The sequence below is a fragment of the Arthrobacter sp. K41 genome, from assembly GCF_059089645.1.
Genome location: NZ_JBNHEW010000002.1, coordinates 340548 through 363060, shown reverse-complemented (window position 1 = coordinate 363060; position 22513 = coordinate 340548). Strand labels below are relative to the sequence as shown.

Annotated in this window: 23 protein-coding genes; 11 read left to right on the top strand and 12 right to left on the bottom strand. The window is 63.6% G+C overall.

The genetic code is table 11. The annotated features are described in order from the left end of the window. The first annotated feature begins 30 nt into the window (after positions 1 to 30). From AC5RTE_RS06000 to AC5RTE_RS05985, 4 genes are all read left to right on the top strand, one after another. Positions 31 to 927, top strand: coding sequence for a transketolase (locus tag AC5RTE_RS06000; RefSeq protein WP_494040490.1), 897 nt, complete (start codon positions 31 to 33; stop codon positions 925 to 927). Continuing rightward, positions 924 to 1943, top strand: coding sequence for a transketolase family protein (locus tag AC5RTE_RS05995; protein WP_494040489.1), 1020 nt, complete (start codon positions 924 to 926; stop codon positions 1941 to 1943). The genes AC5RTE_RS06000 and AC5RTE_RS05995 overlap by 4 nt, the downstream gene beginning before the upstream one ends. 120 nt (positions 1944 to 2063) lie before the next feature. Then, positions 2064 to 2723 (top strand): GntR family transcriptional regulator, encoded by a 660-nt coding sequence (locus tag AC5RTE_RS05990; protein WP_494040488.1) that lies wholly within the window; start codon positions 2064 to 2066, stop codon positions 2721 to 2723. A 119-nt stretch (positions 2724 to 2842) separates the two neighbouring features. After that, positions 2843 to 3361 carry a transferase gene (locus AC5RTE_RS05985; protein ID WP_494040487.1) on the top strand — a complete coding sequence of 173 codons (519 nt, stop codon included), beginning with the start codon at positions 2843 to 2845 and terminating at the stop codon, positions 3359 to 3361. On the opposite strand, the gene AC5RTE_RS05980 is transcribed toward AC5RTE_RS05985, so the two are convergent. The 10 genes from AC5RTE_RS05980 to AC5RTE_RS05935 form a co-directional block, all read right to left on the bottom strand. Beyond that, complete coding sequence (locus AC5RTE_RS05980) at positions 3362 to 4468, bottom strand: HoxN/HupN/NixA family nickel/cobalt transporter (protein ID WP_494040486.1); 1107 nt, start codon at positions 4466 to 4468, stop codon at positions 3362 to 3364. It lies immediately after the preceding gene. Beyond that, a complete protein-coding gene (locus AC5RTE_RS05975) occupies positions 4468 to 5298 on the bottom strand; it encodes an urease accessory protein UreD (protein ID WP_494040781.1) in 831 nt (276 codons plus the stop codon). Before AC5RTE_RS05975 ends, AC5RTE_RS05980 begins: the two co-directional genes overlap by 1 nt. 143 nt (positions 5299 to 5441) lie before the next feature. Beyond that, complete coding sequence (gene ureG, locus AC5RTE_RS05970; protein ID WP_494040485.1) at positions 5442 to 6059, bottom strand: urease accessory protein UreG; 618 nt, start codon at positions 6057 to 6059, stop codon at positions 5442 to 5444. Positions 6060 to 6088: 29 nt separating this feature from the next. Continuing rightward, positions 6089 to 6874: an urease accessory protein UreF gene (locus tag AC5RTE_RS05965; protein ID WP_494040484.1), complete on the bottom strand. Its 786-nt coding sequence runs from the start codon at positions 6872 to 6874 to the stop codon at positions 6089 to 6091. Then, the gene (gene ureE, locus AC5RTE_RS05960) at positions 6855 to 7334 is read right to left on the bottom strand and encodes an urease accessory protein UreE (RefSeq protein WP_494040483.1); all 480 of its coding nucleotides are present in this window, start codon (positions 7332 to 7334) and stop codon (positions 6855 to 6857) included. The genes AC5RTE_RS05965 and ureE overlap by 20 nt, the downstream gene beginning before the upstream one ends. 32 nt (positions 7335 to 7366) lie before the next feature. Beyond that, positions 7367 to 9127, bottom strand: coding sequence for an urease subunit alpha (gene ureC / locus AC5RTE_RS05955; RefSeq protein WP_494040482.1), 1761 nt, complete (start codon positions 9125 to 9127; stop codon positions 7367 to 7369). Further along, positions 9124 to 9492 (bottom strand): urease subunit beta, encoded by a 369-nt coding sequence (locus AC5RTE_RS05950; protein ID WP_494040481.1) that lies wholly within the window; start codon positions 9490 to 9492, stop codon positions 9124 to 9126. Before AC5RTE_RS05950 ends, ureC begins: the two co-directional genes overlap by 4 nt. Before the next feature lie 11 nt (positions 9493 to 9503). Then, positions 9504 to 9806: an urease subunit gamma gene (locus AC5RTE_RS05945; protein WP_494040480.1), complete on the bottom strand. Its 303-nt coding sequence runs from the start codon at positions 9804 to 9806 to the stop codon at positions 9504 to 9506. 133 nt (positions 9807 to 9939) lie between these two features. Further along, complete coding sequence (locus AC5RTE_RS05940; protein WP_494040479.1) at positions 9940 to 10494, bottom strand: cysteine hydrolase family protein; 555 nt, start codon at positions 10492 to 10494, stop codon at positions 9940 to 9942. Positions 10495 to 10568: 74 nt separating this feature from the next. Further along, positions 10569 to 11837, bottom strand: coding sequence for an FAD-binding protein (locus AC5RTE_RS05935; RefSeq protein ID WP_494040478.1), 1269 nt, complete (start codon positions 11835 to 11837; stop codon positions 10569 to 10571). A 142-nt stretch (positions 11838 to 11979) separates the two neighbouring features. On the opposite strand from AC5RTE_RS05935, the gene AC5RTE_RS05930 reads away from it, so the two are divergent. The 6 genes from AC5RTE_RS05930 to AC5RTE_RS05905 all read left to right on the top strand — a co-directional run bounded on the left by AC5RTE_RS05930 (position 11980) and on the right by AC5RTE_RS05905 (position 19068). Further along, positions 11980 to 12996: a LacI family DNA-binding transcriptional regulator gene (locus AC5RTE_RS05930; protein WP_494040477.1), complete on the top strand. Its 1017-nt coding sequence runs from the start codon at positions 11980 to 11982 to the stop codon at positions 12994 to 12996. Between the two features lie 275 nt (positions 12997 to 13271). Further along, positions 13272 to 14612 carry an ABC transporter substrate-binding protein gene (locus tag AC5RTE_RS05925; protein WP_494040476.1) on the top strand — a complete coding sequence of 447 codons (1341 nt, stop codon included), beginning with the start codon at positions 13272 to 13274 and terminating at the stop codon, positions 14610 to 14612. Positions 14613 to 14716: 104 nt separating this feature from the next. Beyond that, on the top strand, positions 14717 to 15667 hold the full coding sequence (locus AC5RTE_RS05920) for a carbohydrate ABC transporter permease (RefSeq protein ID WP_494040475.1): 951 nt from the start codon (positions 14717 to 14719) through the stop codon (positions 15665 to 15667). Between the two features lie 3 nt (positions 15668 to 15670). Continuing rightward, entirely contained in the window at positions 15671 to 16597 is a 927-nt protein-coding gene (locus AC5RTE_RS05915) for a carbohydrate ABC transporter permease (RefSeq protein ID WP_494040474.1), read from the top strand. A gap of 54 nt (positions 16598 to 16651) precedes the next feature. Continuing rightward, positions 16652 to 18163 (top strand): arabinosylfuranosidase ArfA, encoded by a 1512-nt coding sequence (gene arfA, locus AC5RTE_RS05910; RefSeq protein WP_494040473.1) that lies wholly within the window; start codon positions 16652 to 16654, stop codon positions 18161 to 18163. Beyond that, the gene (locus AC5RTE_RS05905) at positions 18160 to 19068 is read left to right on the top strand and encodes an aldose 1-epimerase family protein (protein WP_494040472.1); all 909 of its coding nucleotides are present in this window, start codon (positions 18160 to 18162) and stop codon (positions 19066 to 19068) included. Before arfA ends, AC5RTE_RS05905 begins: the two co-directional genes overlap by 4 nt. A 46-nt stretch (positions 19069 to 19114) precedes the next feature. Here the strand turns inward: AC5RTE_RS05905 and AC5RTE_RS05900 are convergent, their stop codons facing one another. Then, positions 19115 to 19705: an HhH-GPD-type base excision DNA repair protein gene (locus tag AC5RTE_RS05900; protein WP_494040471.1), complete on the bottom strand. Its 591-nt coding sequence runs from the start codon at positions 19703 to 19705 to the stop codon at positions 19115 to 19117. Between the two features lie 448 nt (positions 19706 to 20153). On the opposite strand from AC5RTE_RS05900, the gene AC5RTE_RS05895 reads away from it, so the two are divergent. Beyond that, positions 20154 to 20876 carry an ANTAR domain-containing protein gene (locus tag AC5RTE_RS05895; protein ID WP_494040470.1) on the top strand — a complete coding sequence of 241 codons (723 nt, stop codon included), beginning with the start codon at positions 20154 to 20156 and terminating at the stop codon, positions 20874 to 20876. Between the two features lie 81 nt (positions 20877 to 20957). Here AC5RTE_RS05895 and araA read toward each other — a convergent pair whose 3' ends face one another. After that, positions 20958 to 22478, bottom strand: a complete 1521-nt coding sequence (gene araA / locus AC5RTE_RS05890; protein ID WP_494040469.1) for an L-arabinose isomerase — start codon at positions 22476 to 22478, stop codon at positions 20958 to 20960. Positions 22479 to 22513 lie beyond the last annotated feature (35 nt).

Genomic DNA, 22513 nt, shown 5'->3' with positions numbered 1-22513 from the left:
GTCATCCAGAACACAACAACGGAGTCAGCAATGCCAGTAGAGACCGTCCGGGACCAGGCCACCACGCGCCAGGTGACGCGGGATCGAATCGCCCAAGTCAGCGCGGCCGCGTACCGGATCCGTCACCACGCCCTGAACATGGGTGAGGTGCAGGGACAGGGCTACGTAGGGCAGGCTTTGGGTGCGGCGGACATGCTCGCCACCGTCTACGGGGACCAGTTGAACTTCCGCGCTGAGGATCCGCATTGGGAGGCCCGCGACCGGTTCCTGCTCTCCACCGGCCACTACGCCATCGGCCACTACGCGGCCCTCGCCGAGGCCGGGATCGTCCCGGTCGAGGAACTGGAAACCTACGGCTCCGACGATTCCCGCCTGCCGATGTCCGGGATGTCCACCTACACCCCCGGCATGGAAATCTCCGGCGGCTCCCTGGGCCACGGCCTGACCATCGCCGTCGGCATGGCCCTGGGCCTGCGCTACCAGGGCTCCAACGCACGGGTCTTCAACTTCCTCTCCGACGGCGAACTCGACGAGGGCTCCACCTGGGAGGCCGCCATGGGCGCCCACCACCACCAGCTGGGCAACCTGACCGCGATGGTGGACATCAACGCCCTGCAGGCCGACGGCAAGACGGACACCGTACTCCGCACCGAACCGGTGACCGAAAAGTGGGAATCGTTCGGCTGGTACACCCAGCGGGTGGACGGCAACGACGTGGCCGCGCTGCTGGAAGCGTTCGACAACGCAGCCGCCCAGGCCGCCGCCGTCGGACGTCCTTCCGTGATCCTGTGCGACACCAAGGTGGGCCGCGGCGTCCCGCTGCTGGAGAACCGCGAAAAGGCGCACTTCATGCGCATCGAAGAGAACGAATGGCAGACCTGCCGCGAGCAGCTCACCGCAGGCTACGAAGGAAAGGCTTCAGCATGAGCACCACCACCGAGGCCCCAGACACAACAACAGCCGCCAAGCCGAAGCTGAAGACATCGGCGATGATTGCCTCCTTCGCCGACCCGGACCAAAAGACCGCATCGGCCCCGTTCGGGCACGCACTGGTCAAGGCCGCGCAGGAGAACGACAAGATCGTCGGCCTGACGGCGGACCTGGGCAAGTACACGGACATGCACATCTTCGCCAAGGCTTTCCCGGAGCGGTTCTTCCAGATGGGCATGGCCGAACAGCTCCTCTTCGGCGCCGCCGCCGGCCTGGCCGAAACAGGGCTCGTACCGTTCGCCTCCACCTACTCAGTGTTCGCCGCCCGCCGCGCCTACGACTTCCTCTGCCTGGACGCCGCCGAGCCGAACCTGAACGTGAACATTGTCGGCGGCCTGCCGGGCCTGACCACCGGGTACGGCCCCAGCCACCAGGCAACCGAGGACATGGCGATCTTCCGCGGCATGCCCAACCTGACCATCGTGGACCCCTGCGACTCAATTGACATCGAGCAGGCCGTCCCGCAGCTGGCCGCAAGTAACGGGCCCACCTACCTGCGCCTGCTGCGCGGCAACGTCCCCACCGTCCTGGACGAGTACGACTACACGTTCGAACTCGGCAAGGCCAAGGTCCTCCGCGGCGGCAACGACGTCGTGTTCATCTCCTCGGGCCTGATGACCATGCGCGCCCTGCAGGCAGCAAAGGCCCTCGAAGCCCACAACGTGGACGTGGCCGTCGTCCACACCCCCACCATCAAGCCCTTCGACGCCGCTACCGTCCTCGCCGAAATCAACACAGACCGGCTCGCAGTCACGCTCGAGAACCACTCCGTGGTGGGCGGCCTGTTCGAAACCGTCGCCTCCGCCGTCGTCACCGCAGGAGTAGGCAAGCGCGTGGTTCCCGTCGCGCTGCCGGACGAGTTCCTCGATGCCGGAGCACTGCCCACCCTCCATGACCGCTACGGCCTTGCTGTGGACCGCATCGTCGCCAGGGTCCTCGCCGAACTAGGCTAAGCGCGCCTTCAGAAACAGAAAGCACGGCACCGGTCCAGCCCGGGGCCGTGCTTTCTGCCGTACTATCGGAACTAAACCCGACTGTAAACAGTCGACTTACAACACTGAAGGACAGACGCGATGGCCGGACTGACAGCTCCCCTGCTGGGACTGCAAAAGAAAAGCCTGCGCGAGCAGGCGCTCTCGGCACTGAGGACCGCCATCACGAGCGGTGAACTTGCGCCCGGCCGGCACCTGGTGGAAACCGAACTGTCTGACATGCTGCAAATCAGCCGGGGAACCCTGCGTGAAGCGCTGCGCCAGCTCGAACAGGAAGGCCTGCTCTCCGCCGGGCCACGCGGCAGGCTGTCTGTCCGGCACCTGGATGAAAAGGAAATCCGGGACATCTTCGCCGTCCGGGCCGCCCTTGAATCCCTTGCCGCGCGCACCCTTTGCGAACTTCCTGACCGCGCCCATGCCATCGAAGCGCTCCACAAAACCATCGACGTGATGGAGGCCGCCCAGGACGCGTCACTGGAAGAGCGGATCGAATCCGATATGGAGTTCCACCGGACGCTGTGCCGCCTGACCGGCAACGAGACGCTGCTTCACTCCTGGCAGTCCCTGGAAGGTTCCATCCGGATGTCCATCATGTTCGGCGGCCTGGAAAAGGGCGTCAAAAACATGAGCGTGGACCGCCACCGCGACATCGTGGCAGCCATCGAAACAGGCGACGCCTCGCTCGCCCGGAACACCATCCGTGCCCACATGGACTCGGCCGCAGCCAACCTCGTCGCTTAGCGGCAGCTTTCCGGCTGATTCGCCGGCCCCTCCCATGCGCAGTCCCGCCGGGAATCACTTTGAGTTCCGGACCGTTAACTGACTGTGCGGTAAGTTACCGCGCGTAAACGAGGGATGTAATGAACGCGAAGTATGTCTCAGTTGAAGACGACGCAGGAAAGGTCACCCGATATGCCCGCCACGCCAACGGTGGAGGCCTGACCGCCCCCGGTGCAACAGTTGCCGAAAGCGCGCGCATCGGACCGATGACCTACGTGGAGTACGGTGCCCGGATCGGCTCGGGCTGCCGGATTGGCCACGGCAGCTGGATCGACCGCGATGCCACCATCGGCGACCGTTCCGTTATTGGTGACGGTGTGCGGATTGGCCGCGGAACGGTGATCGGAAACCGGGCGCATATCGGCAGCCACTCGCGGATTGGAGCCGGCGTCCTTATCGAGCACGGGGTCCACTTGCACGCTGACAGTGCAGTCCCCGACGGCGGCCATGTTGCCCTGCGATCCCCGGCACGGGTTTCCGAGCAGGCAAAGGCAGCCGCCTCCGCGAAGGCCCCGGCTGCGAAGGCTCCGGCTTCCAAGGCCCCGACGGGAGGGAAGGGCCGCCCGCACCGGAAGATGAAGGGGCGGATGGCCGCCTGATTAGTGCTGTTGTTTTGAGCCCCCCTGTGCCCGTCCCTTAAACGCTTCCCCGGCCCAGACCGCCAGCAGCAGTCCTGCCAGCAACAGGCCGGCGTCGCCCAGATCGACGGATCCCAGCCACAGGGTCAAGGGATCCTCAAGCGCGAAGGCGGCGTTGAAGAAGCCGCCGAGTGTGATCACGGCGATGAACAACGCGGACACCGCCGATATCCCGGTCACCAGGGCGTTGAAGCCCAGTTTCCGCTGCGGGTCTTCCAGCGCCGAGCGGTACATCCGCATCATGGCTACGCCGTTGACTGAGTCGCACAGGGTCATGGCTGCGGTGAATGCCAGCGGCAGCGCCAGCAGGGCGAAGGGCGGTACCCCGGCCAGGGAGGCCGCCGTCGTCATCATGAGCAGGCCGATGGTAGTCGCCGTGTCAAAGCCCAGCCCGAACAGGAAACCGATGACGTAGATGTTCCGCGGCTGCCGCACCCTGGACAGCGGCCGGGCGAGCAGCCGCGCCATAAGCCCCTTCGGTTCAAGGTCCCCGGGGTCGATTGCCGCGCCGGCCCGGGCCCGGCGGTAGGCCTGGGCCGACCGGGCGAAGGCGGAGCCGTTGAAGAGACCCATCGCCAACAGGAACAACCCGGAAACGCCGCTGCCGATCAGCCCGAGCACCAGGTTTCCGGCGGACCCGTCCTGCATGAACTCCCCCACGACGGCTGCGCCGGCGATAACAAGCATGCCTGCCAGAGTTACCACGGAGCTGTGTCCCAGGCTGAAGGCGAAGCCGACACTGACCGGATCCTGGCGGCTGGCGACAAACTTGCGGGTGGAGTTGTCGATGGCTGCCAGGTGGTCCCAGTCGTAGCTGTGCTTCACGCCCGCCAGGTATGCAGTCAGGACCAGGCCCCACGAAAGGGCTTGCACCCCGGCCTCCCCCGGGGTACCGGCGGTGCCGCGGGTTCCTACGCCGCCTGCGGTGCCCATGTTGCCAGCGAGGAGCAGTACGACGGCGGCTGCGTGCAACGCGGCCACCGCACCAAACAAGCACAGCAGGCGGGTCCGCAGCGGCAATGTTTGCCGGTAGCGGTAAAGGCTGGTGATGTTCGTGAGGGCTGTCATCAGTGCTTCCTGAGGTTCAGTGGTTCCTGTCCGTACCACCGTTTCCGGAGGAGGGCGGTGCAGGCGCCAAGGAGCTGGTTCAGTTCGCCCGTGCTGTTGGACAGCGAGCGGAGTACCAGCCCGGTTGTTCCAGCTACGCTTCCGGTCAGCGAGATTCCAGTAAGTGCTTCGTGTTCCGACGCGGCGCCGTGCAGCTCATCAGCGAGCGCCTGGTCTACGCGCGGGTCCACCACGATCAGGGAACCGAGGTGGCTTAAGCCTTCCATGAAACCCAGGCCAGTGACATTTCCCGTCGGCGGCCGGATGAGCAGGTTGTCCAGCGCCAGCAGCTGGTTGCCTTCTTCCGTCTCAACCAGGAGTTCGTTCCGCAGGCGCAGTTCCTCGTACTGGAACGTGGCTCCGTCGGGTGACCAGCCGGGTGTCACCACTTCCGCCATCACCAGCGACGACGACGGCCGCACCGTTACCCGCGTCCGTTGCCGGTAGCTCGCCTCCCGATAGGCGATGAGCTGGTCAGGTACCAGCTCCAGCCGGGCCCGCTCCCTCAGCCGGACAACCAGTCGCTGCTCAGCAAAAGAGCCGGGAGTTTTGTACACCTTCGTCGCAGACTGCGTGGTGAGCAGGAGATCAGCGCCGTCCCCAACTTCAACATCGAGGAGAAAAAGATCAGCCCCAAGATAAGCCCCGCCTGGATTTACGATGACATAACAAACCTGTCCGGAGTCATCGAGATAATGGGGCCTGAGTATCCGAAGAGCGCCCCGATGATATTGATGCAAAGCGACCGACCGACCGCCTCGCTGCTCAATACTTATGGCGAGCTCCCCCATAGGTGACGAAGGCACTGAGGTGGCGAGGCCGGATTTTGGGGCCGCGGCGTGGTGGGCCGGGCATGGCCCAAAGTCCGGCGAAGCCGCCCAACCCAGCCCGGCACCCGGTGAAGCGGCCGGACCCAAGTGGGCCGCCGTCGTACTCACGAAGCCAGATCGAGCATCAGGACATCCCGCCGAACCCATTCGATGACTGCGTCCAGTCCGTCATCTGTTTTGAGGTTGGTGAAGCAGAACGGCTTGGTCCCGCGGAATTCCTTGGAGTCGCGTTCCATGACGGCGAGATCAGCTCCCACGTGCGGCGCAAGGTCGGTTTTGTTGATGATGAAGAGGTCGGATTTGATCATGCCCTGGCCGGCTTTGCGGGGGATTTTTTCGCCTTGGGCGACGTCGATGATGTAGATGGAGAAGTCGACGAGTTCGGGGCTGAAGGTTGCGGACAGGTTGTCTCCGCCGGATTCGACGAAGATCACCTGCAGGCCGGGGTGCCTGGCTTTGAGTTCCTCGATGGCGGCGGTGTTCATGGAGGTGTCTTCGCGGATGGCGGTGTGCGGGCAACCGCCGGTTTCGACGCCGATGATCCGGTCCTCGGGGAGGATGCCGTTGGCGGCGAGGATTTTGGCGTCCTCGATGGTGTAGATGTCGTTGGTGATGGCGGCCATGGAGATCCCACCGCTCATGTGCCGGGTGAGCCGCTCCACGAGTTGGGTTTTGCCGGCACCGACTGGTCCGCCGATGCCGATTTTGATGGGTTCCGTCATGCTGTCCTCCTTTGATTTTCCAAGCACTGTCAGCTCATGAACATCCGGGCACGTTGTCGTTCGTGCCGCATTTGCGAAATTTCCAGTCCGGGGCTGACCGCCCCGAAGTCGTCCGGCACCAGGTGCGGGATCCTTTCGACGGCGGCAGCAACGTCGTCGGCCGCGCGCCGTAGCAGCCGCTGGCCGGCGCTTTGGCCCAGCGGGATGGCGCGGACGGCGTTTTGCGTCAGCGAGGTCACGGCGGCGAAAAGGTAGGCGGCCAGCGCCTCCTGCAGGGGCACCCCCAGCGACCGTGCGACGACGGCGAACGCCAGCGGCTGGTGCCCGGCGGCACGGCCGGTGGTCACCAGGTGCCGGTACAGTTCCAACCCGGCCGAGGGAAACACCTCGGCCCCAATCTCAAGCAGCCGGGAGCCCATCTTGACGCTCGCCTCCCGAACCTGCCGCGGCAAAAGCGAAGCGGTAAGCAAGGAATCCAGCTCCCCAACATCAACCCCCTCATAAAAGAACCGAACGGCCAACCCGTCGGAGTAGGTCAGCGGCTGCGAGACAAAAACGGACAACCACTCCCCAAACGACCCCTCATCAAAAACGAGCCCACCATCGATATACGCCTCAAAGCCAAAAGAGTGAGCAAAAGCCCCAGTAGGAAGCGCGGAGTCAACCAACTGCTGAAGGGCCAACTGATAGCGGCTGACGCTGGCGGTGGCGGGTGAAGGGGGCTGCGGCGTGGTGGGCACCGCGAAGCGGGCACAGCCCCCTTCACCCGCCGCCGCTTCCAAGGTGACGCTGGTACTAGTGGCTGTGTTCAGCATGGCGGAAAGGCACAGGCATGACGCGTTCCTGGCGGGTGTAGGGCACGGCGGCGTGGGTGAGGTAGTCCTCGACGGTGTGGTCGTAAGCGCACACCATGACGTCGGCCCCGTACTCGGAAGACGAGTCGAAGAACTGTGCCTGCAGGTGCCGGTTGCCGAGGGAGTGCGCCGCCACGCCCATCTCATATACCGAGCGGGGCGCGATCACCAGGACATCGGTGGGCAGCACGGATACCACGATCATGTTGGACTCTTCCACGTGCAGGATATCGCCGTCGCGCAGGTCGCCGGAGCCGGAGGGCAGCCGGATGCCGATCTCCTTGCCGTGGTCGGTGGTGGCCCGCTGGATGCGCTTGACCAGCTGCGCGCTGGGCAGCACCACTTTCTCCTGGTGCAGGCTGGCGTAGGCCTGCGGGTCCGGAAGTTCGTGCAGGTTGCCGAGGACTTTTTCGATGATCACGTGGTGCTCCGGGGGTTGTCAGGGCGGGGCGGTCAGAAGAGGAAGTAGCGCTGGGCCATGGGCAGCACATCGGAGGGCTCACACGTCACGTCCTCGCCGTCGACCGTTACCTGGTAGGTTTCGGGATCCACCTGGATGTCCGGGGTGGCGTCGTTGTACTTCAGGTCCGCCTTGGTCAGCGTCCGGATTCCGGAAACTGGCCTGATGACCTTTTCCAGCCCCAGCTCGTGGGGCACGCCGGCGTCGACCGCTGCCTGGGAGAGGAAAGTGATGGAGCACTGCTGCACAGCCTTGCCGAACGCGCCGAACATCGGGCGCATGGTGCGCGGCTGCGGGGTGGGGATGGAGGCGTTCGCGTCGCCCATCAGGGCATAGGCGATTTGCCCGCCCTTGATCACGAGCTCGGGTTTCACCCCAAAGAACGCAGGGTCCCACAGGACAAGGTCGGCGAACTTGCCCACCTCCACGGAACCAACGGAATCCGCGATGCCCTGCGCGATAGCCGGGTTAATCGTGTACTTGGCCACGTAGCGCTTGATCCGGAAGTTGTCGCTGCCCTCGCCGGAGCCGACGGCTGAAGCATGGGAACCGCCGTCGGGATCCTGCAATCCCCCCCGCTGCTTCTTCATCTTGTCCGCCACCTGCCAGGTGCGGGTGATCACCTCGCCCACCCGTCCCATCGCCTGCGAGTCGGAGGAGGTGATGGAGAAGATGCCCATGTCCTGCAGGACGTCCTCGGCCGCGATGGTTTCGGCCCGGATCCGGGAATCCGCGAACGCCACGTCCTCGGGAATGTCCGGGTTGAGGTGATGGCACACCATCAGCATGTCCAGGTGCTCTTCGATGGTGTTGCGGGTGTACGGAAGGGTGGGGTTGGTGGATGCCGGCAGGACGTTGGGCATCCCGGCAATCCTGATGATGTCCGGAGCGTGCCCGCCACCGGCTCCCTCGGTGTGGAAGGTGTGGATGACGCGTCCGTTGATGGCGCGGACGGTGTCCTCCACGAAGCCGCACTCGTTCAGGGTGTCCGTGTGGATGGCCACCTGCACGTCGTATTCGTCAGCCACCGTCAGGGAGGTGTCGATCGAGGAGGTGGTGGACCCCCAGTCCTCATGGACTTTCAGCCCGATGGCGCCGGCGCGGATCTGTTCCGCGAGGGGTTCCACGGCCGACGCGTGTCCCTTGCCGAACAGGCCGATATTCATGGGAAAGCCTTCGGCCGCCTGCAGCATGCGCTGGATGTGCCATTTTCCGGGAGTTACGGTGGTGGCCTTGGTGCCTTCGGCCGGGCCGGTGCCGCCGCCGATCATGGTGGTGATGCCGCTGGTCAGTGCCGTAGGGATCTGGTCCGGGGAGATGAAGTGGATGTGGGTGTCCACTCCCCCAGCGGTGAGGATCTTGCGCTCGCCGGCAATGATTTCAGTGCTCGCTCCGATCACGATGTCCACGCCGTCGGTGATCTGGGGGTTGCCCGCCTTGCCGATCCTAAGGATGTGGCCGTCCTTGAGGGCGATGTCGGCCTTGTATATGCCGGTGTAGTCCAGGATCACGGCGTTGGTGATGACGGTGTCGGGAACTCCGTCACCGGAACCAGCACCGTCCCGCGTCATTTGGCCGTTCTGTCCCATGCCGTCGCGGATCACCTTGCCGCCGCCGAAGACCACCTCCTCGCCATACACAGTGAGGTCGCGTTCAATTTCGAGGAACAGATCCGTATCTGCAAGCCGGATGGCGTCACCGGTAGTGGGTCCGTAAAGGTCGGCGTACTGCCGGCGGGGAATCTCGAAACTCACTGCTGGTCCCCTTCCACTGCGGCACCTGGGCGGGGCGGCCCCTCAAGGTGCGTCCCGCCGTCGAGCTTTCCGTTCACGGCGTTGCTGAGTCCGTACACTTCCCGGGTGCCGGCGAGTTCTATCAGCCGCACGTTGCGGGAATCCCCCGGTTCGAAGCGGGCGGCAGTTCCGGCAGGGATGTCCAGGCGCTTGCCATAAGCGGCTCCCCTGTCGAAAATGAGGGCAGCATTGGCCTCGGCAAAATGGAAATGCGAGCCCACCTGCACGGGACGGTCGCCAGTGTTAACCACGACGACGTCAATCGCCTCCCGCCCTGCGTTCGCCGTCACCGGCTCCGGCCGAAGGACGTACTCTCCTGGGATCATGGCCTGCCCCTTCAGCGGATGGGATCGTGGACGGTGACGAGCTTGGTGCCGTCCGGGAAGGTCGCTTCGATCTGCACGTCGTGGATCATTTCCGGCACGCCTTCCATAACGTCGTCGCGCCTCAGCAAGGAAGTGCCGTAACTCATGAGGTCTGACACCGTGCGGCCGTCCCGTGCGCCCTCGATCAGTTCGTAGCTGATGATCGCCACGGCCTCGGGGTAGTTGAGCTTGAGCCCGCGGCTCTGGCGGCGCCGGGCGAGATCGGCGGCCACCACAATCAGCAGCTTTTCCTGCTCACGTGGCATCAGATGCATGAGGGTCCCTTCGGCGGCCAGCGGACGGCGTGGGACCCACAGTAGGTGGCGGACGTTTCCGCCACGTTTCAGTCTTGTTATGAGCGGCTCTCCCTTAGACGGCGGCACTTCGGGGGTGCCGCCGTCGGCCACACTAAATGGAGCGCAACCTCTCCAGGATCTCGTCACTGGACTGGACAGGCTGGCGGTAACTGGTGGACAGGATGCGCAGCATGTCGGCGGCATCCTGGTTGTCTTCCGAGGCCATGGCGTCCTTCGCGTAGGTGACCCGGATGTTGTGGGCGAAGGCGTCTGCGCCGGTCTGGGCGATGCAGTTGTGCGTGGAGACTCCGGCCAGCACCACCTCATCGGCGCCCCAGTTGCGGAGCCGCGAAAGCAGGTTGGTACCCACGAAGGCGCTGTCCCGCGTCTTGTTCAGCTGGGGCAGGCCGTCGATGGCCAGGCCGGGCACAGCCCGCGTCTGGTCACTGCCGCGGAAGATAAAACCCTGGTCGTCATCGAGCATGTTCAGCGTCCACGTGGATTTGTCCCGCTCGTGCTCGGTGCCGATCATCAACGCCTTGTGCCCGCTGGCCTTGAAAGCTTCGAGCAGCCTGTTGCAGGACTTGACCAGCTGCTCCTGTTGCTCTGCCAGCTCCGGCGCCTCGAAGTACGCGTTCTGCATGTCAATGACAAGAAGTGCAATCATGTGGCACCCTTCCTCTTTGAGTCCTGCAGGAAAGGTACCCTCGGTCCGGCCAGGCGAAACCTGGCGCGCCCACCTTAGGCTGCCCCGAAGACTTTTCGGTCAAGGAAGGCGTTGCGGAACTTGCCTTCAGGGTCCAGGCGCCGCGCGAGAGCCCGGAAATCGTCAAACCTGGGATACAGCGGTGCAAGCTGTTCGGCATCCGCCGCAAACAGCTTGCCCCAGTGCGGGCGCATGCCGAGTGGCGCGAGCGCGCCCTCAAGTTCGGGCAGCAGCGCCTCGACCTCCATCTGAAGCGGCTTCCACGTGAAGTGGAGGCCGATTCCGGCGCGCTGGTAGTTGTTGCTAAGCCACAGCTCATCAGCTGCCATTGACCGCACCTCGGAGACTTGCAGCAAAGGGGTGATTTTCGGCGCAAGCTCCCGCATGCGCCGGATGGCCTCGGTGGCGTGTTCCTGGCCGATGAGGTATTCCGTCTGGAGCTCCTGTCCGCTGCTGGGCGTAAAGGCGAGGCGGAAGTGTGCAAGACGGTCGGACCATGGCCCGGGAATGCCCAGCTGCTGGGTGCAGTGGTCAGCGGCCACACCTGGCACCGGATGATAGGCCCGGGCCGCGGGCACGCCGCCGTAGAAACTCATAGGCACCGCAGCGCCGTCCATCCTGCTCTTGAGCCACACTTGGCCGATGGCCTCCCCGGCCCAGTCTGTGAACAAGCTAACGCTGTAGGCGGATGACGTCGCTGCGTTGTAGTCCGCGAGGACGGCGTCCCAGGGCACATCCCTGAAGACGTCCTGGCGCACGTCGAATGACGGTTCTATTTTCAGCGTTACGCGGTGGATGACGCCAAGGGCGCCCAGTCCCACGACCATGCCCTCGAAGTCCGGGTCGCCCTGGTTCACAACCAGGACATCGCCAGAGGCAGTAACCAGCTCCAGCGCGACAACAGCGGTGGCGAGGTTGCCGTTCCTGTTCCCGGAACCGTGGGTTGCAGTCGCGATAGCGCCGCCGATCGAGATGTGGGGCAGGGATGCGAGGTTGTGGAGGGCGAAGCCTTGGCGTTGCAGGTACCCGGCGAGGACTCCGTACCGGACCCCCGCGCAAACTGTAACCGTCAGCGCAGCCTCGTCCACCTCAATGCCCGGATCGAGGACATCTAGGGACACCAGGGTTCCCGAGGTGTCCGCGATGTCATTGAACGAGTGCCGTGACCCAAGGGCGCTTACGCGGCTGGCCCGCGCCACCGCACGCTGAAGGTCGGGGAGTGATCTGGGATGCTCCATTGACCGGGCCTGAAACTCATAGTTACCTGCCCAGTTGAGCCTGTCCCGTACCTGTTCCTCGATCATGGTCGTCCTTGTCTGGCCGGTGTCGCGACGTAGGGTGAAGGGGCCGGTGCCAACTGGAAGCGGCCCGGGCAACCCTACAACGTTGTAGACTTTCTACCATACGTGACGTACAGGGCATCACGTCAGGATCTCAGGGAGCGGCATGGCGGCCACACTAAAGGACGTTGCACTGGCGGCGGGCGTGTCTATCAAAACGGTCTCTAATGTCATCAACGACTACCCGCACATCCGCACAGACACCAAAAAGCGGGTCATGGAGGCTATCGCCGAGCTTGGCTACAGCCCCAACATGTCCGCGCGAAGCCTGCGTTCCGGCAGGACCGGCGTGATCGGACTCGCTGTCCCCGAGCTTTCCCTGAGCTACTTCGCCGAACTGGCGGATTCAGTCATCAAGGCCGCTGCGCGCCGGGGCCTCAAAGTCCTCATCGAGCAGACCGACGGGGACCGCGCCCACGAACTCGAGATCCTCTCCAGCCCACGGCTCCAAATGACTGACGGACTGCTGTTCAGCCCCTTGGGCATGTCAAACGAGGACGCCCCGTACCTCAACGTCAATTTTCCGCTCGTGCTCCTCGGTGAACGCATATTCGGTGGTCCAACCGACCACGTGACCATGAGCAATGTGGAGTCAGCGCGTGCCGCCACGGCACACCTGCTGTCGAAAGGCCGCCGGCGCATCGCCGTAGTCGGCGCGCACGAGGGTGAGGTCATCGGCTCCGCTGGACTCCGTCTGCGGGGCTACCAGCAGGCGCTCGAAGAAGCCGGCATCCCGTTCGATCCGGAACTGGTGGCATACACCACCTTCTGGCACCGCTCCAACGGAGCGACATCAATGCGGGAACTGCTCGCAACTAACGTTGAGTTCGATGCTGTGTTCGGTTTGAACGATACTTTGGCGCTCGGAGCGATGCGCGTGCTCCAGGAAGCAGGCCGGCGGATACCCGACGACGTCGCTGTAATCGGTTTCGACGATCTGGACGAGGGCAGGTATTCGCTGCCCACCCTGTCAACGATCGATCCCGGCAGGGACGAAATTGCCGACACCGCGGTGCGTGTCCTGCAGGAACGGATCTCGGGGCTTGAAGTCGGCGCGCCGCCGCGTGAGTACGAAGCACGGTTCCAGGTCATTGAGCGTGAATCTTCAGCATTGCCCGCCTGACTGCACTCTAGAGAAAGTTTCAGCCCCAGCTGCTTGACAGTGACGGGACTCACTAGGCATGATTCTTCTACAACGTTTACCTACAACGATGTAAAGAACGGCGCCGGCACCTGCGGCATCCCTCGCCAGAGGTTGTCCAGCAGGAGGACGGGCCCGGATCAAGGAAGATTCAGTGGCACAGCACTGGTGTCCGGCGATCTTCCTTCCTGAAGCACCCGGACCGGCCGCCCACGGGCGACCACGGTGGAATGCCACCGCGAGAGGAAGCAAGAGATATGAAAGCCAAGTTCCTGGCATCGGTTGGCATCGTCGCCGCCACTGCTGCAGCACTGACCGGCTGCTCCGGCGGAAGCGCAGGCGGTTCCGAAGCTGCGTCATGCACCAACACCATTGTTAATGCGGAGGCCCCGCAGGTAACTGTTTGGGCCTGGTACCCTGCGTTCAACGAGGTTGTCGACAACTTCAACAAGACCAACAACGATGTGCAGATTTGCTGGACCAACGCGGGCCAGGGCAACGATGAGTACACCAAATTTTCGACCTCGATCGAGTCCGGCTCAGGCGCACCCGATGTGATCCAGCTCGAGTCGGAAGTCCTTTCCAGCTTTACCATCCGCGATGCACTTGTGGACCTCACCGAATTCGGTGCCAACGACGTCAAGGATCAGTACGCCGAGGGCGCCTGGGAAGACGCCTCGAGCGGGGATGCCGTGTATGCCATTCCCGTCGACGGCGGCCCCATGGGAATGCTCTACCGTCAGGACATCTTTGAAGCAGCGGGCATGCAGGTGCCGACAACCTGGGCAGAGTTCGAGGCCGCCGCCCAAAAGTTGAAGGAGTCCGGCAACGGTGCTGTCATGGCCGACTTCCCCACCAACGGGCGTGCATTCAACCAGGCCCTGTTCGCCCAGGCCGGTTCCGTGCCGTTCGAATACGACTCCGCCAACCCACAGGAAATAGGAATCAAGGTCAATGACCAAGGCGCCAAGGACGTCCTGAAGTACTGGGAAGGACTGGTCAAGAAGGGGCTGGTTGCCACCGACGACGCCTTCACCGCGGACTACAACACCAAGCTCGTCGACGGCTCATACGCCGTCTACCTCGCCGCTGCCTGGGGCCCTGGCTACCTGCAGGGCCTGTCCGACGCCGACCCGAACGCAGTCTGGCGCGCTGCCCCGCTGCCGCAGTGGGACGCAGCAAATCCCGTCCAAGTCAACTGGGGTGGTTCCACCTTTGCCGTGACTAAGCAGGCCAAAGACAAGAAACTGGCAGCGAAGGTTGCCATGGGCATCTTCGGGAACAAAGAAGGCATGAACCTGGGCGTTGACAAGGGAGCTTTGTTCCCCTCATACTCGCCCGTCCTTGATTCCGAGGAGTTCGCCAACAAGGAATACCCGTTCTTCGGCGGGCAGCAGATCAACAAGGACGTTTTCCTGAAGGCAGCTGCGGGCTATGAGGGCGCAACCTTCAGCCCGTTCCAGAACTACGCCTACGACCAGTTGACGGTGCAGCTCTACTCGATGGTCCAGGGCGAGAAGGACGCGGGCAAGGCCCTCGATGATCTCCAGGCATCCCTCGAGCAGTACGCGACCGAGCAGGGCTTCACCCTGAAGTAACCGCCGGGGCAGGTGCCCGCGCCTCTGCGCGGGCACCTGCCCGTCCGGCCTCCAGCGGACACCTCCACCGCGCCATCCGTCCCACTGCTTGAGGAAAGACCATTATGGCTACGACCACAGCGCCGAGCTCGGCCCCACAGGCCGAGGCACCGGCCCCCGCGAAGCACCGCCCCGACAAGAACTACCGGCGCCGGCAGCGCTGGGGATGGCTCTTCGTTGCCCCCTTCGCGGCAATCTTCCTGACTTTCCTCATCCTCCCCCTGGTCTACGCATTCCGGATGAGCCTTTTCACCAGTACGCTGGCCACGGGCACCAAGTTCGTCGGGGCGGACAACTACATCAAGGCCTTTAGCGATCCGGTCTTCCTGCAGGGTTTGGCGACCGTAGCGAAGTTCGCATTGATCATGATTCCGGCACAGATGATCGTGGCCCTGCTAGCCGCCCTTGTCCTGGACAACCTCGCCACGTGGGCGTCAAAGTTCTCCCGGCTTATGATCTTTGTCCCCTACGCGGTTCCCGTGGTCATCGGTGCCCTCATGTGGGGTTTCCTTTACAGCCCCCGCTTTGGACCCGCAAGCTCCATCTTCGGCGCTTTTGGTATGGCCGCACCCGAATTCCTGGCGCAGGACAGCATTTTCGGCAGCCTCGTCAATATTGTGACGTGGCAGTGGGCCGGCTACTACATGATCATCATCTACGCAGCGCTGCGTGGAATCGATCCCGGCATCTACGAGGCAGCCGTGCTCGACGGCGCCTCCGACCGGCAAATCGCCTGGCGGATCAAAATCCCCATGATCTCTTCCTCCCTGGTGATGGTGGTCATCTTCGCCCTCATCGGCACACTGCAGTTCTTCACCGAACCTCAAGTGCTTCGCGGGGTGGCACAGGGAGCCATTCCTACCTCGTACACGCCCAATATGTATGCCTTCTCGCTGGCGTTCTCCTACAGCCAGTTCAACTATGCCTCCGCCATCTCCTTCGCGCTCGGCATCGTCGTGTTCGTCTTCTCCTTCCTTTTCCTCTTCCTGACCCGCAAGCAGAGCGGACTGAAATAAACCATGGCACTCGTCACCGACACCCCCCAGCTTCAGGGCGGCCGGAAGGGCCGCAGCGCCGCAGGCCGCGCCAGGGCCCGCAAGGGCGGTTCCCGCATCGGCTCACATATTTTCCTGCTCATCCTTGTCATCTACTTCATCACCCCGATCTGGTGGCTGACCGTCGCCAGCACCAAGGACACTGCCGGCCTCTTTGCTGGCTCAGGCGGGCCTCTCTGGTTCGATGATGAGTTCCACTTCTTCAGCAACATCCAGGGCCTGTTCGAGCGGCAGGACGGCATCTACTGGCGATGGCTCGGGAACTCATTCCTGTACGCCATCTCTGGCGGCGTTGGAGCGACGATCCTCGCCGTGCTGGCGGGCTATGGCTTCGCCAAGTACAACTTCCGCGGCCGGGGTCCGTTTTTCGGGCTTCTGCTCGGTGCGGTGATGGTGCCGCTAACAGCGCTTGTCATCCCGACTTTCGTGCTGCTTAGTTCGGTGGGGCTGGTGAACACTATCTGGGCCGTGATCCTGCCCTCGCTCCTTAGCCCGTTCGGCGTCTACCTCATGCGGGTCTTCGCCCAGGAAGCGGTCCCGGACGAATTGCTGGACGCCGCCCGGATCGACGGTGCAGGAGAAATCCGGACATTCTTCCAAATCGCGCTGCCCCTGCTGCGCCCGGCCATCGTGACAGTACTCCTGTTGTCCGTCGTCGGGACCTGGAACAACTTTTTCCTGCCGCTGGCAGTCCTCAGCGATCCGCTGCTGCTTCCGGTAACGGTGGGGCTCAATGGCTGGCAGGCTCTGTCCAACGCCGGCAGCGGCGGCGAGGCCCTCTGGAATCTGATTACGACGGGCGCTTTCCTCTCAATCATCCCGCTGATCATTGCCTTCCTTTCCCTCCAGAAGTACTGGCAGGGCGGATTGTCGCTGGGCTCACTAAAGTAGCCCGGCCCCGCTCCCATCCTTAAAGCAACACACGTACGCACAGAAAGTCTTTAGATGCAGAACGCTCGCCTTACGCTCGACCCCCACTTCACCGTCGGTCGGATCAACCGCAACATCTTTGGCGGATTTGTTGAACACCTCGGCCGCCACGTCTACGACGGCATCTACGAGCCCGGCCATGAAAGCGCCGATAACGAAGGCTTCCGGCAGGACGTCATTGAGCTGGTCAAGGAAATGGGCGTCTCGACCATCCGCTATCCCGGCGGCAACTTCGTCTCCGGGTTCCGCTGGGAAGACAGCGTGGGACCGCGCGAGGAGCGCCCCACCCGCCTGGACCTTGCCTGGCACTCCACCGAAACGAACCAGGTGGGCATGCACGAGTTCGCCTCGTGGCTGCAGAAGGTGGGCAGTGACTTGATGCTCGCCGTGAACCTTGGCACAAGGGGAACAGCCGAGGCACTCGAACTCCTCGAGTACTCCAACCTGCCCAAGGGGACCGCCCTCGCCGACCAGCGCATGGCCAACGGCCGCCCTGACCCCTTCGATGTCAAGATCTGGTGCCTTGGCAATGAGATGGACGGCCCGTGGCAGCTCGGGCACCGCTCCGCCGAGGACTACGGCAAACTCGCGGCCATAACAGCCCGAGCCATGCGCCAGCTGGATCCGTCCATCGAGCTCGTTGCCTGCGGTTCCTCCAGTGCCCATATGCCCACCTTCGGCGAGTGGGAGCGCGTGGTGCTGACCCACACCTACGACGTGGTCGACTACATCTCCTGCCACGCCTACTACGAGGAGAAGAACGGGGACCTCGGGTCCTTCCTTGCCTCCGCCGTCGACATGGACCACTTCATCGAGTCCGTGGTGGCCACAGCCGACCATGTGAAGGCCGTCCGGGGCAGCTCGAAGACCATCAACATATCCTTCGATGAGTGGAACGTCTGGTACATCAGCCGCTTCGAGAACGTCGACAAGATCGAGGGGCTGGACAATTGGCCGGTAGCCCCCCGGCTGCTTGAGGACTGCTACTCCGTTGCGGACGCCGTCGTATTCGGCAACCTCATGATCTCGCTGCTCAAGCACGCCGACCGCGTCACCTCGGCTTCACTGGCGCAGCTGGTCAACGTCATCGCGCCCATCATGACCGAGCCGGGTGGCCCGGCCTGGCGCCAGACAACGTTCTTCCCGTTCTCCATCACATCGAAGCTCGCGCAAGGGTCAGTGCTGGAACTCAAGCTCGACACCGGGACATACGAGACCAGCGAGTACGGCGTTGTGCCGCTCGTGGATGCTGTGGCCACGCACGACGACGAAAGCGGTGCCACCGCCGTCTTCCTCGTCAACCGGTCCCAGACCGAAGAAACCACTGTGACCATCGACATCGGGGCACTGGACGGCTTCAGCACTGTGCAGGCGCAGTCTCTGTACGATACAGACGTGTATGCGAAAAACACCCTCGAGGAGCCGGAGCGCGTGGGTATGAAGCCCAACACATCCGCCACCCTCGACGGCGGAGCAGTCACCATCACCCTCCCGCCCGTGTCCTGGACGGCCGTCTCCCTGGCATGAACTCGCCCGAATACAGGATCGAGGGCGGCGGCTACACGGCCGTCGTCCTCGGTTTCGGCGCCACCGTCCGTGAGCTGACCTACGAGGGGCGGCCGCTCGTGGTCGGTTTTGGCCCGGACGAGACAATGCCTAACTTCCGTGGCGCTTTCGTGGCTCCGTGGCCCAACCGCATAGCCGACGGGCGTTACAGGTTCGACGGGGAGGAGTACCACCTCCCCATCAATGAGCCGGAACGTGGCACCGCACTGCACGGCCTGGTGTTCGACGTGCCGTGGTCAGCCGTAAAGCATAAGCCGGATACGCTCATCCTGGAATGCACCATCGAGCCCACGGCTGCGTACCCCTTTACTATCACCCTTGAAGCCCGCTTCAGCGTTGACAGCGGTGGTTTCAGGACAGACGTGGCAGCAGCCAATACCGGTGCACGCCGCGCGCCCTACGGCGTCTGCCCCCACCCGTACCTCGTGGGAGGGCCCTCACCGCTGGATGAGTGGCTGTTTGAGTTGCCCGCCTCGACGGTCCTGTCGGTAACTCCTGACCGCCTCCTGCCCGTGGGGAAGGAGCAGGTAGCCGGTACTGCCTTCGACTTCCGCTCGGCCCGTCCCATCGGTACCGTGCAAATCGACCATGCCTTCACCGACATCGCCTGGGAAGGGAATGGCCACGCCATGGTTCGGGTCATCGATCCGGTGCACGGGACCGGCACAGCGATGGTGTGGGATGCCAGCTGCCCCTGGGTACAGATCCATACTGCGGATCTTCCAAAGAAACCGGAAAACACCCGCCTCGGCCTCGCCGTCGAACCCATGACCTGTCCGCCCGAGGCTTTCAATACCGGCGAAGACCTCGTGGTCCTGGACCCGGGAGAGACGCACCGCACAGGCTGGACCATTACGGCCTTGTGAGGAACCAAAGCGTCAGTTGTTCCTGGCCCGGAACTGAGGGAGCCCGTCAGCCGTCCGCCTTCGCAGCTTTCGCCGCTGCCTTCGCGGCCTGTTTGTTGGTCCTGACCTTCGCCAGTGACTCCGGATCCACGATGTCCGCAACGGAGAGGTAAGCGCCCTCGTCCCCGTAGTGCCCGGCAGCTTCGCGCCATCCTGGCGCCTCCAAACCACATTGCTTGCCCAGCAGAGCGAGGAAAATTCTGGCCTTCTGCTCGCCAAAGCCGGGCAGCGCCGTCAGCCGCCGCAGCACCTCGGCTCCATCAGGTCCACCCTTGGTCCAGATGGCCGCCGCATCCCCGCCCCACTCGGTTTGTACAGCTTCTGCGAGCGCCTGTACACGTCCCGCCATGGACCCCGGAAAGCGGTGGACCGCGGGCCGTTCCTTGAATACATCCACGAACGCCTGCGGCTCCTGGGCGGCGATGGATTCAGGCCGGATGGACCCTATCCGCGTCTTGATCTTTGCTGGCCCCGCAAAGGCCGACTCCATGGTCACCTGCTGATCCAGCAGCATTCCCGTCAGCAGCGCGAACGGATCCTTACTCAGCAGCTCGTCCGCAGCAGGGTCCCCCGTGATGTGCAATTCCATGCTGCTCATCATTCCAGAGGTTGCGCAATCAGAGACAGGACGGTGGCCAAGTAGTACCTAATCTCAAAAACGAGTACTGGCTACGCGTTCTCCCGGGACGGCGTCCGAACTAGGTTTTTCATTGAGGCAAGACGTTTTTGACTCGCTGTAACTTGCTCACGAGGGGGTGTGAGACGAAATGCATGCACGATACGCAAGCTCAAGTTTCCCGGTCCGAGAGACTCGGGTAGCAAACGGGGCCGGCGACGAGGAGGCCTTTGAGACCAAGGCCTCTCCCCCAGCCGTCGCCGGCCCTCTTGTTTCTCAGGAGGCCCCTGGCCATCAACGGCAAGGGCCTGCCACGCCGGAAAACGGCCGTTCCAACACACTGGCAGGATATGGCGCACCGGCAAAGACAGGGCAGCCCCGGCCGGCCAATCCCCCACCAGTTAAGCCGGACGGGATCCTGCTGGATCTCATGACGGGCACGCAGACGCTGCACGACTCTCTTGAACTCCTCGCAGCCGCTTCTGCCCGGGCAGTGGTACGTGCCGGAGGCCCCGTTGTTGAATGCGGCGTTGTGCTGCATCAGCCGAAAAGGACTCCGGCCATCACCGGCACCTCACCCGAGGTGCTCCGGTTGCTGGAGTGGGAGCAGGAATCTCACGAAGGTCCGGTCAGTGAGGTGTTGATAGGGGAGCAACCCGTGGCCGTGCTGCAACGAAGCGGGGACTTCCGATGGCCGCGGTATTGCAGGCAGCTGCAGCTTGCCAATTTGGGCAGCGTCCTCAGCTTCCGGCTCGGATTGGAATACGGTGGGCAGGCCCGGGACGTTGGCACGCCCATCCGCCCAACACGTGCCGTCCTGGCGTTTTTTGCCCAAAATGCCAAGGCGTTTCCGCTGCAGGTGATTCCCGAGGCAAAGAATTTCGCAGGCCTTGCGGCCAAAAGCCTGCAGATGGCCCTTGACCTGCACACGGCAAGGTCCACCGCTTCGGACCTGCGTATGGCACTGGACAGCCGCACGTCGATCAACGTTGCCTGCGGGGTCATCATGGCGCAGAACAGGTGTTCCTACCATGAGGCGTTTTCCATCCTGGCGAAGGCCTCAAGCCACCGGAACATCAAGGTACGAAGGGTGGCGGAGGACATCCTCGAACGGCTGCCAGAAGGCGCCCCAAGGTCACACTTCGGCCACTAGACGGACCCTCCCCAGGGCAAGAGCATGGAAAAGCAGCCCCGGAAGCAGAGCTTCCGGGGCTGCTTTTCCAGGAGATGAGGCCTAGATTCCACCGGCGAGCCTGTAGTAGGCGGCGTTCCAGTTCAGGTCCTTTTTGAACTGGCGGATGGTGGTGTCCTCGTCGATGGTGAGCAGTTCGGTCTTGGCGATCTCCGCAAAGTCCTCGAACACGTCCATCCCTACCTGCGTGGACAGCACGGTGTGGTGGGCGGCCCCTGCCGTCAGCCATGCCGCAGCCGAGGTGGCGAAATCCGGCTTGGGCTGCCACAGTGCGCGTGCTACCGGCAGGTTGGGCAACGGCTGGTCGAGGGGCACCACGTCGACGGCGTTGGCCACCAGGCGGAAGCGGTCCCGCATGTCGGACAGGGCGACGACGACACCCGGGGAGGCATCGGCGTCGAACACCAGACGGACGGGGTCCTCCTTGCCGCCGATGCCCAGCGGATGGATTTCCAGGCGCGGCTTCCCCGCCGTCAGGGAGGGGCAAACCTCCAGCATGTGCGCGCCAAGGATCTTTTCCGCTCCGGGTTCCAGGTGGTAGGTGTAGTCCTCCATCAGGGAAGCGCCGCCAGGCAGGCCTGCGCCCATGACCTTCGCCGCGCGGACCAGGATGGCGGTTTTCCAGTCACCCTCAGCACCGAAACCGTAGCCTGCGGCCATCAAGCGCTGCACGGCCAAACCGGGAAGCTGGCGGAGTGCGCCCAGGTCCTCGAAGGAGGTGGTGAACGCCGCCGAGCCGTTGGCCTCCAGGAAGCTGCGCAGGCCAAGTTCGATCCTGGCGCCGTAGCGGAGCGACTCGTGCCGGGCAGCCCCGGCGCGGAGCTCCGGAACCACGTCGTAAAGGTCCTCGTACTCACTGAGCAGGGCATCGACGTCGGACTCCGCAGCACCATGCACGGCGTCGGCGAGCTCATTGACCGACCAGGTGTTCACGGCCACTCCGAAGCGGAGTTCCGCCTCGGTCTTGTCGCCTTCCGTGACGGCAACGTTGCGCATGTTGTCGCCGAACCGGGTCAGCTTCAGGGTCCGGACGGCTGCCCAACCGGCAGCGGCCCGCTGCCAGGAGCCCACTTGGCGGGCGACCTCCGGGTTTGAAACGTGTCCTACGACGGTTTTGCGGGCAATGCCCAGGCGGGACTGGATGTACCCGAACTCCCGGTCGCCGTGGGCAGCCTGGTTCAGGTTCATAAAATCAAAGTCGATGTCCGCCCAGGGCAGGTCCCTGTTGGCCTGGGTGTGTAGGTGCAGCAGTGGCTTGCGGAGCAGATCCAGGCCCTGGATCCACATCTTTGCCGGACTGAACGTGTGCATCCATGCAGTGACGCCGATGACGGAATCATCCGAGTTGGCCTCAAGTGCAGTGCGGCGGATGGCGTCGGAGTCCGTCAGGACCGGCTTCCACACGATGCGTACCGGCACTGAGGAGGAGGCGTTGAGCTGGTTGGCGATCTCCTGGGACTGGGCGGCCACCTGCTTAAGGACGTCCTCGCCGTAGAGGTGCTGGCTTCCGGTGAGGAACCATACCTCGTAACCGTCAAGGGAAGTGTTTGCTGCGGTGCTCATAGGGTTTCCTCCGGAAGTAAGTCTTTATCAGCCAT

Bases quoted from the DNA above. Each gene is read 5' to 3' on its own strand.
- AC5RTE_RS06000 (WP_494040490.1), top strand. From the start codon at position 31: ATGCCAGTAGAGACCGTCCGGGACCAGGCCACCACGCGCCAGGTGACG.
- AC5RTE_RS05995 (WP_494040489.1), top strand. From the start codon at position 924: ATGAGCACCACCACCGAGGCCCCAGACACAACAACAGCCGCCAAGCCG.
- AC5RTE_RS05990 (WP_494040488.1), top strand. From the start codon at position 2,064: ATGGCCGGACTGACAGCTCCCCTGCTGGGACTGCAAAAGAAAAGCCTG.
- AC5RTE_RS05985 (WP_494040487.1), top strand. From the start codon at position 2,843: ATGAACGCGAAGTATGTCTCAGTTGAAGACGACGCAGGAAAGGTCACC.
- AC5RTE_RS05980 (WP_494040486.1), bottom strand. From the start codon at position 4,468: ATGACAGCCCTCACGAACATCACCAGCCTTTACCGCTACCGGCAAACA.
- AC5RTE_RS05975 (WP_494040781.1), bottom strand. From the start codon at position 5,298: ATGGGGGAGCTCGCCATAAGTATTGAGCAGCGAGGCGGTCGGTCGGTC.
- ureG (WP_494040485.1), bottom strand. From the start codon at position 6,059: ATGACGGAACCCATCAAAATCGGCATCGGCGGACCAGTCGGTGCCGGC.
- AC5RTE_RS05965 (WP_494040484.1), bottom strand. From the start codon at position 6,874: ATGCTGAACACAGCCACTAGTACCAGCGTCACCTTGGAAGCGGCGGCG.
- AC5RTE_RS05950 (WP_494040481.1), bottom strand. From the start codon at position 9,492: ATGATCCCAGGAGAGTACGTCCTTCGGCCGGAGCCGGTGACGGCGAAC.
- AC5RTE_RS05945 (WP_494040480.1), bottom strand. From the start codon at position 9,806: ATGCATCTGATGCCACGTGAGCAGGAAAAGCTGCTGATTGTGGTGGCC.
- AC5RTE_RS05940 (WP_494040479.1), bottom strand. From the start codon at position 10,494: ATGATTGCACTTCTTGTCATTGACATGCAGAACGCGTACTTCGAGGCG.
- AC5RTE_RS05935 (WP_494040478.1), bottom strand. From the start codon at position 11,837: ATGATCGAGGAACAGGTACGGGACAGGCTCAACTGGGCAGGTAACTAT.
- AC5RTE_RS05930 (WP_494040477.1), top strand. From the start codon at position 11,980: ATGGCGGCCACACTAAAGGACGTTGCACTGGCGGCGGGCGTGTCTATC.
- AC5RTE_RS05925 (WP_494040476.1), top strand. From the start codon at position 13,272: ATGAAAGCCAAGTTCCTGGCATCGGTTGGCATCGTCGCCGCCACTGCT.
- AC5RTE_RS05920 (WP_494040475.1), top strand. From the start codon at position 14,717: ATGGCTACGACCACAGCGCCGAGCTCGGCCCCACAGGCCGAGGCACCG.
- AC5RTE_RS05915 (WP_494040474.1), top strand. From the start codon at position 15,671: ATGGCACTCGTCACCGACACCCCCCAGCTTCAGGGCGGCCGGAAGGGC.
- arfA (WP_494040473.1), top strand. From the start codon at position 16,652: ATGCAGAACGCTCGCCTTACGCTCGACCCCCACTTCACCGTCGGTCGG.
- AC5RTE_RS05905 (WP_494040472.1), top strand. From the start codon at position 18,160: ATGAACTCGCCCGAATACAGGATCGAGGGCGGCGGCTACACGGCCGTC.
- AC5RTE_RS05900 (WP_494040471.1), bottom strand. From the start codon at position 19,705: ATGAGCAGCATGGAATTGCACATCACGGGGGACCCTGCTGCGGACGAG.
- AC5RTE_RS05895 (WP_494040470.1), top strand. From the start codon at position 20,154: ATGACGGGCACGCAGACGCTGCACGACTCTCTTGAACTCCTCGCAGCC.
- araA (WP_494040469.1), bottom strand. From the start codon at position 22,478: ATGAGCACCGCAGCAAACACTTCCCTTGACGGTTACGAGGTATGGTTC.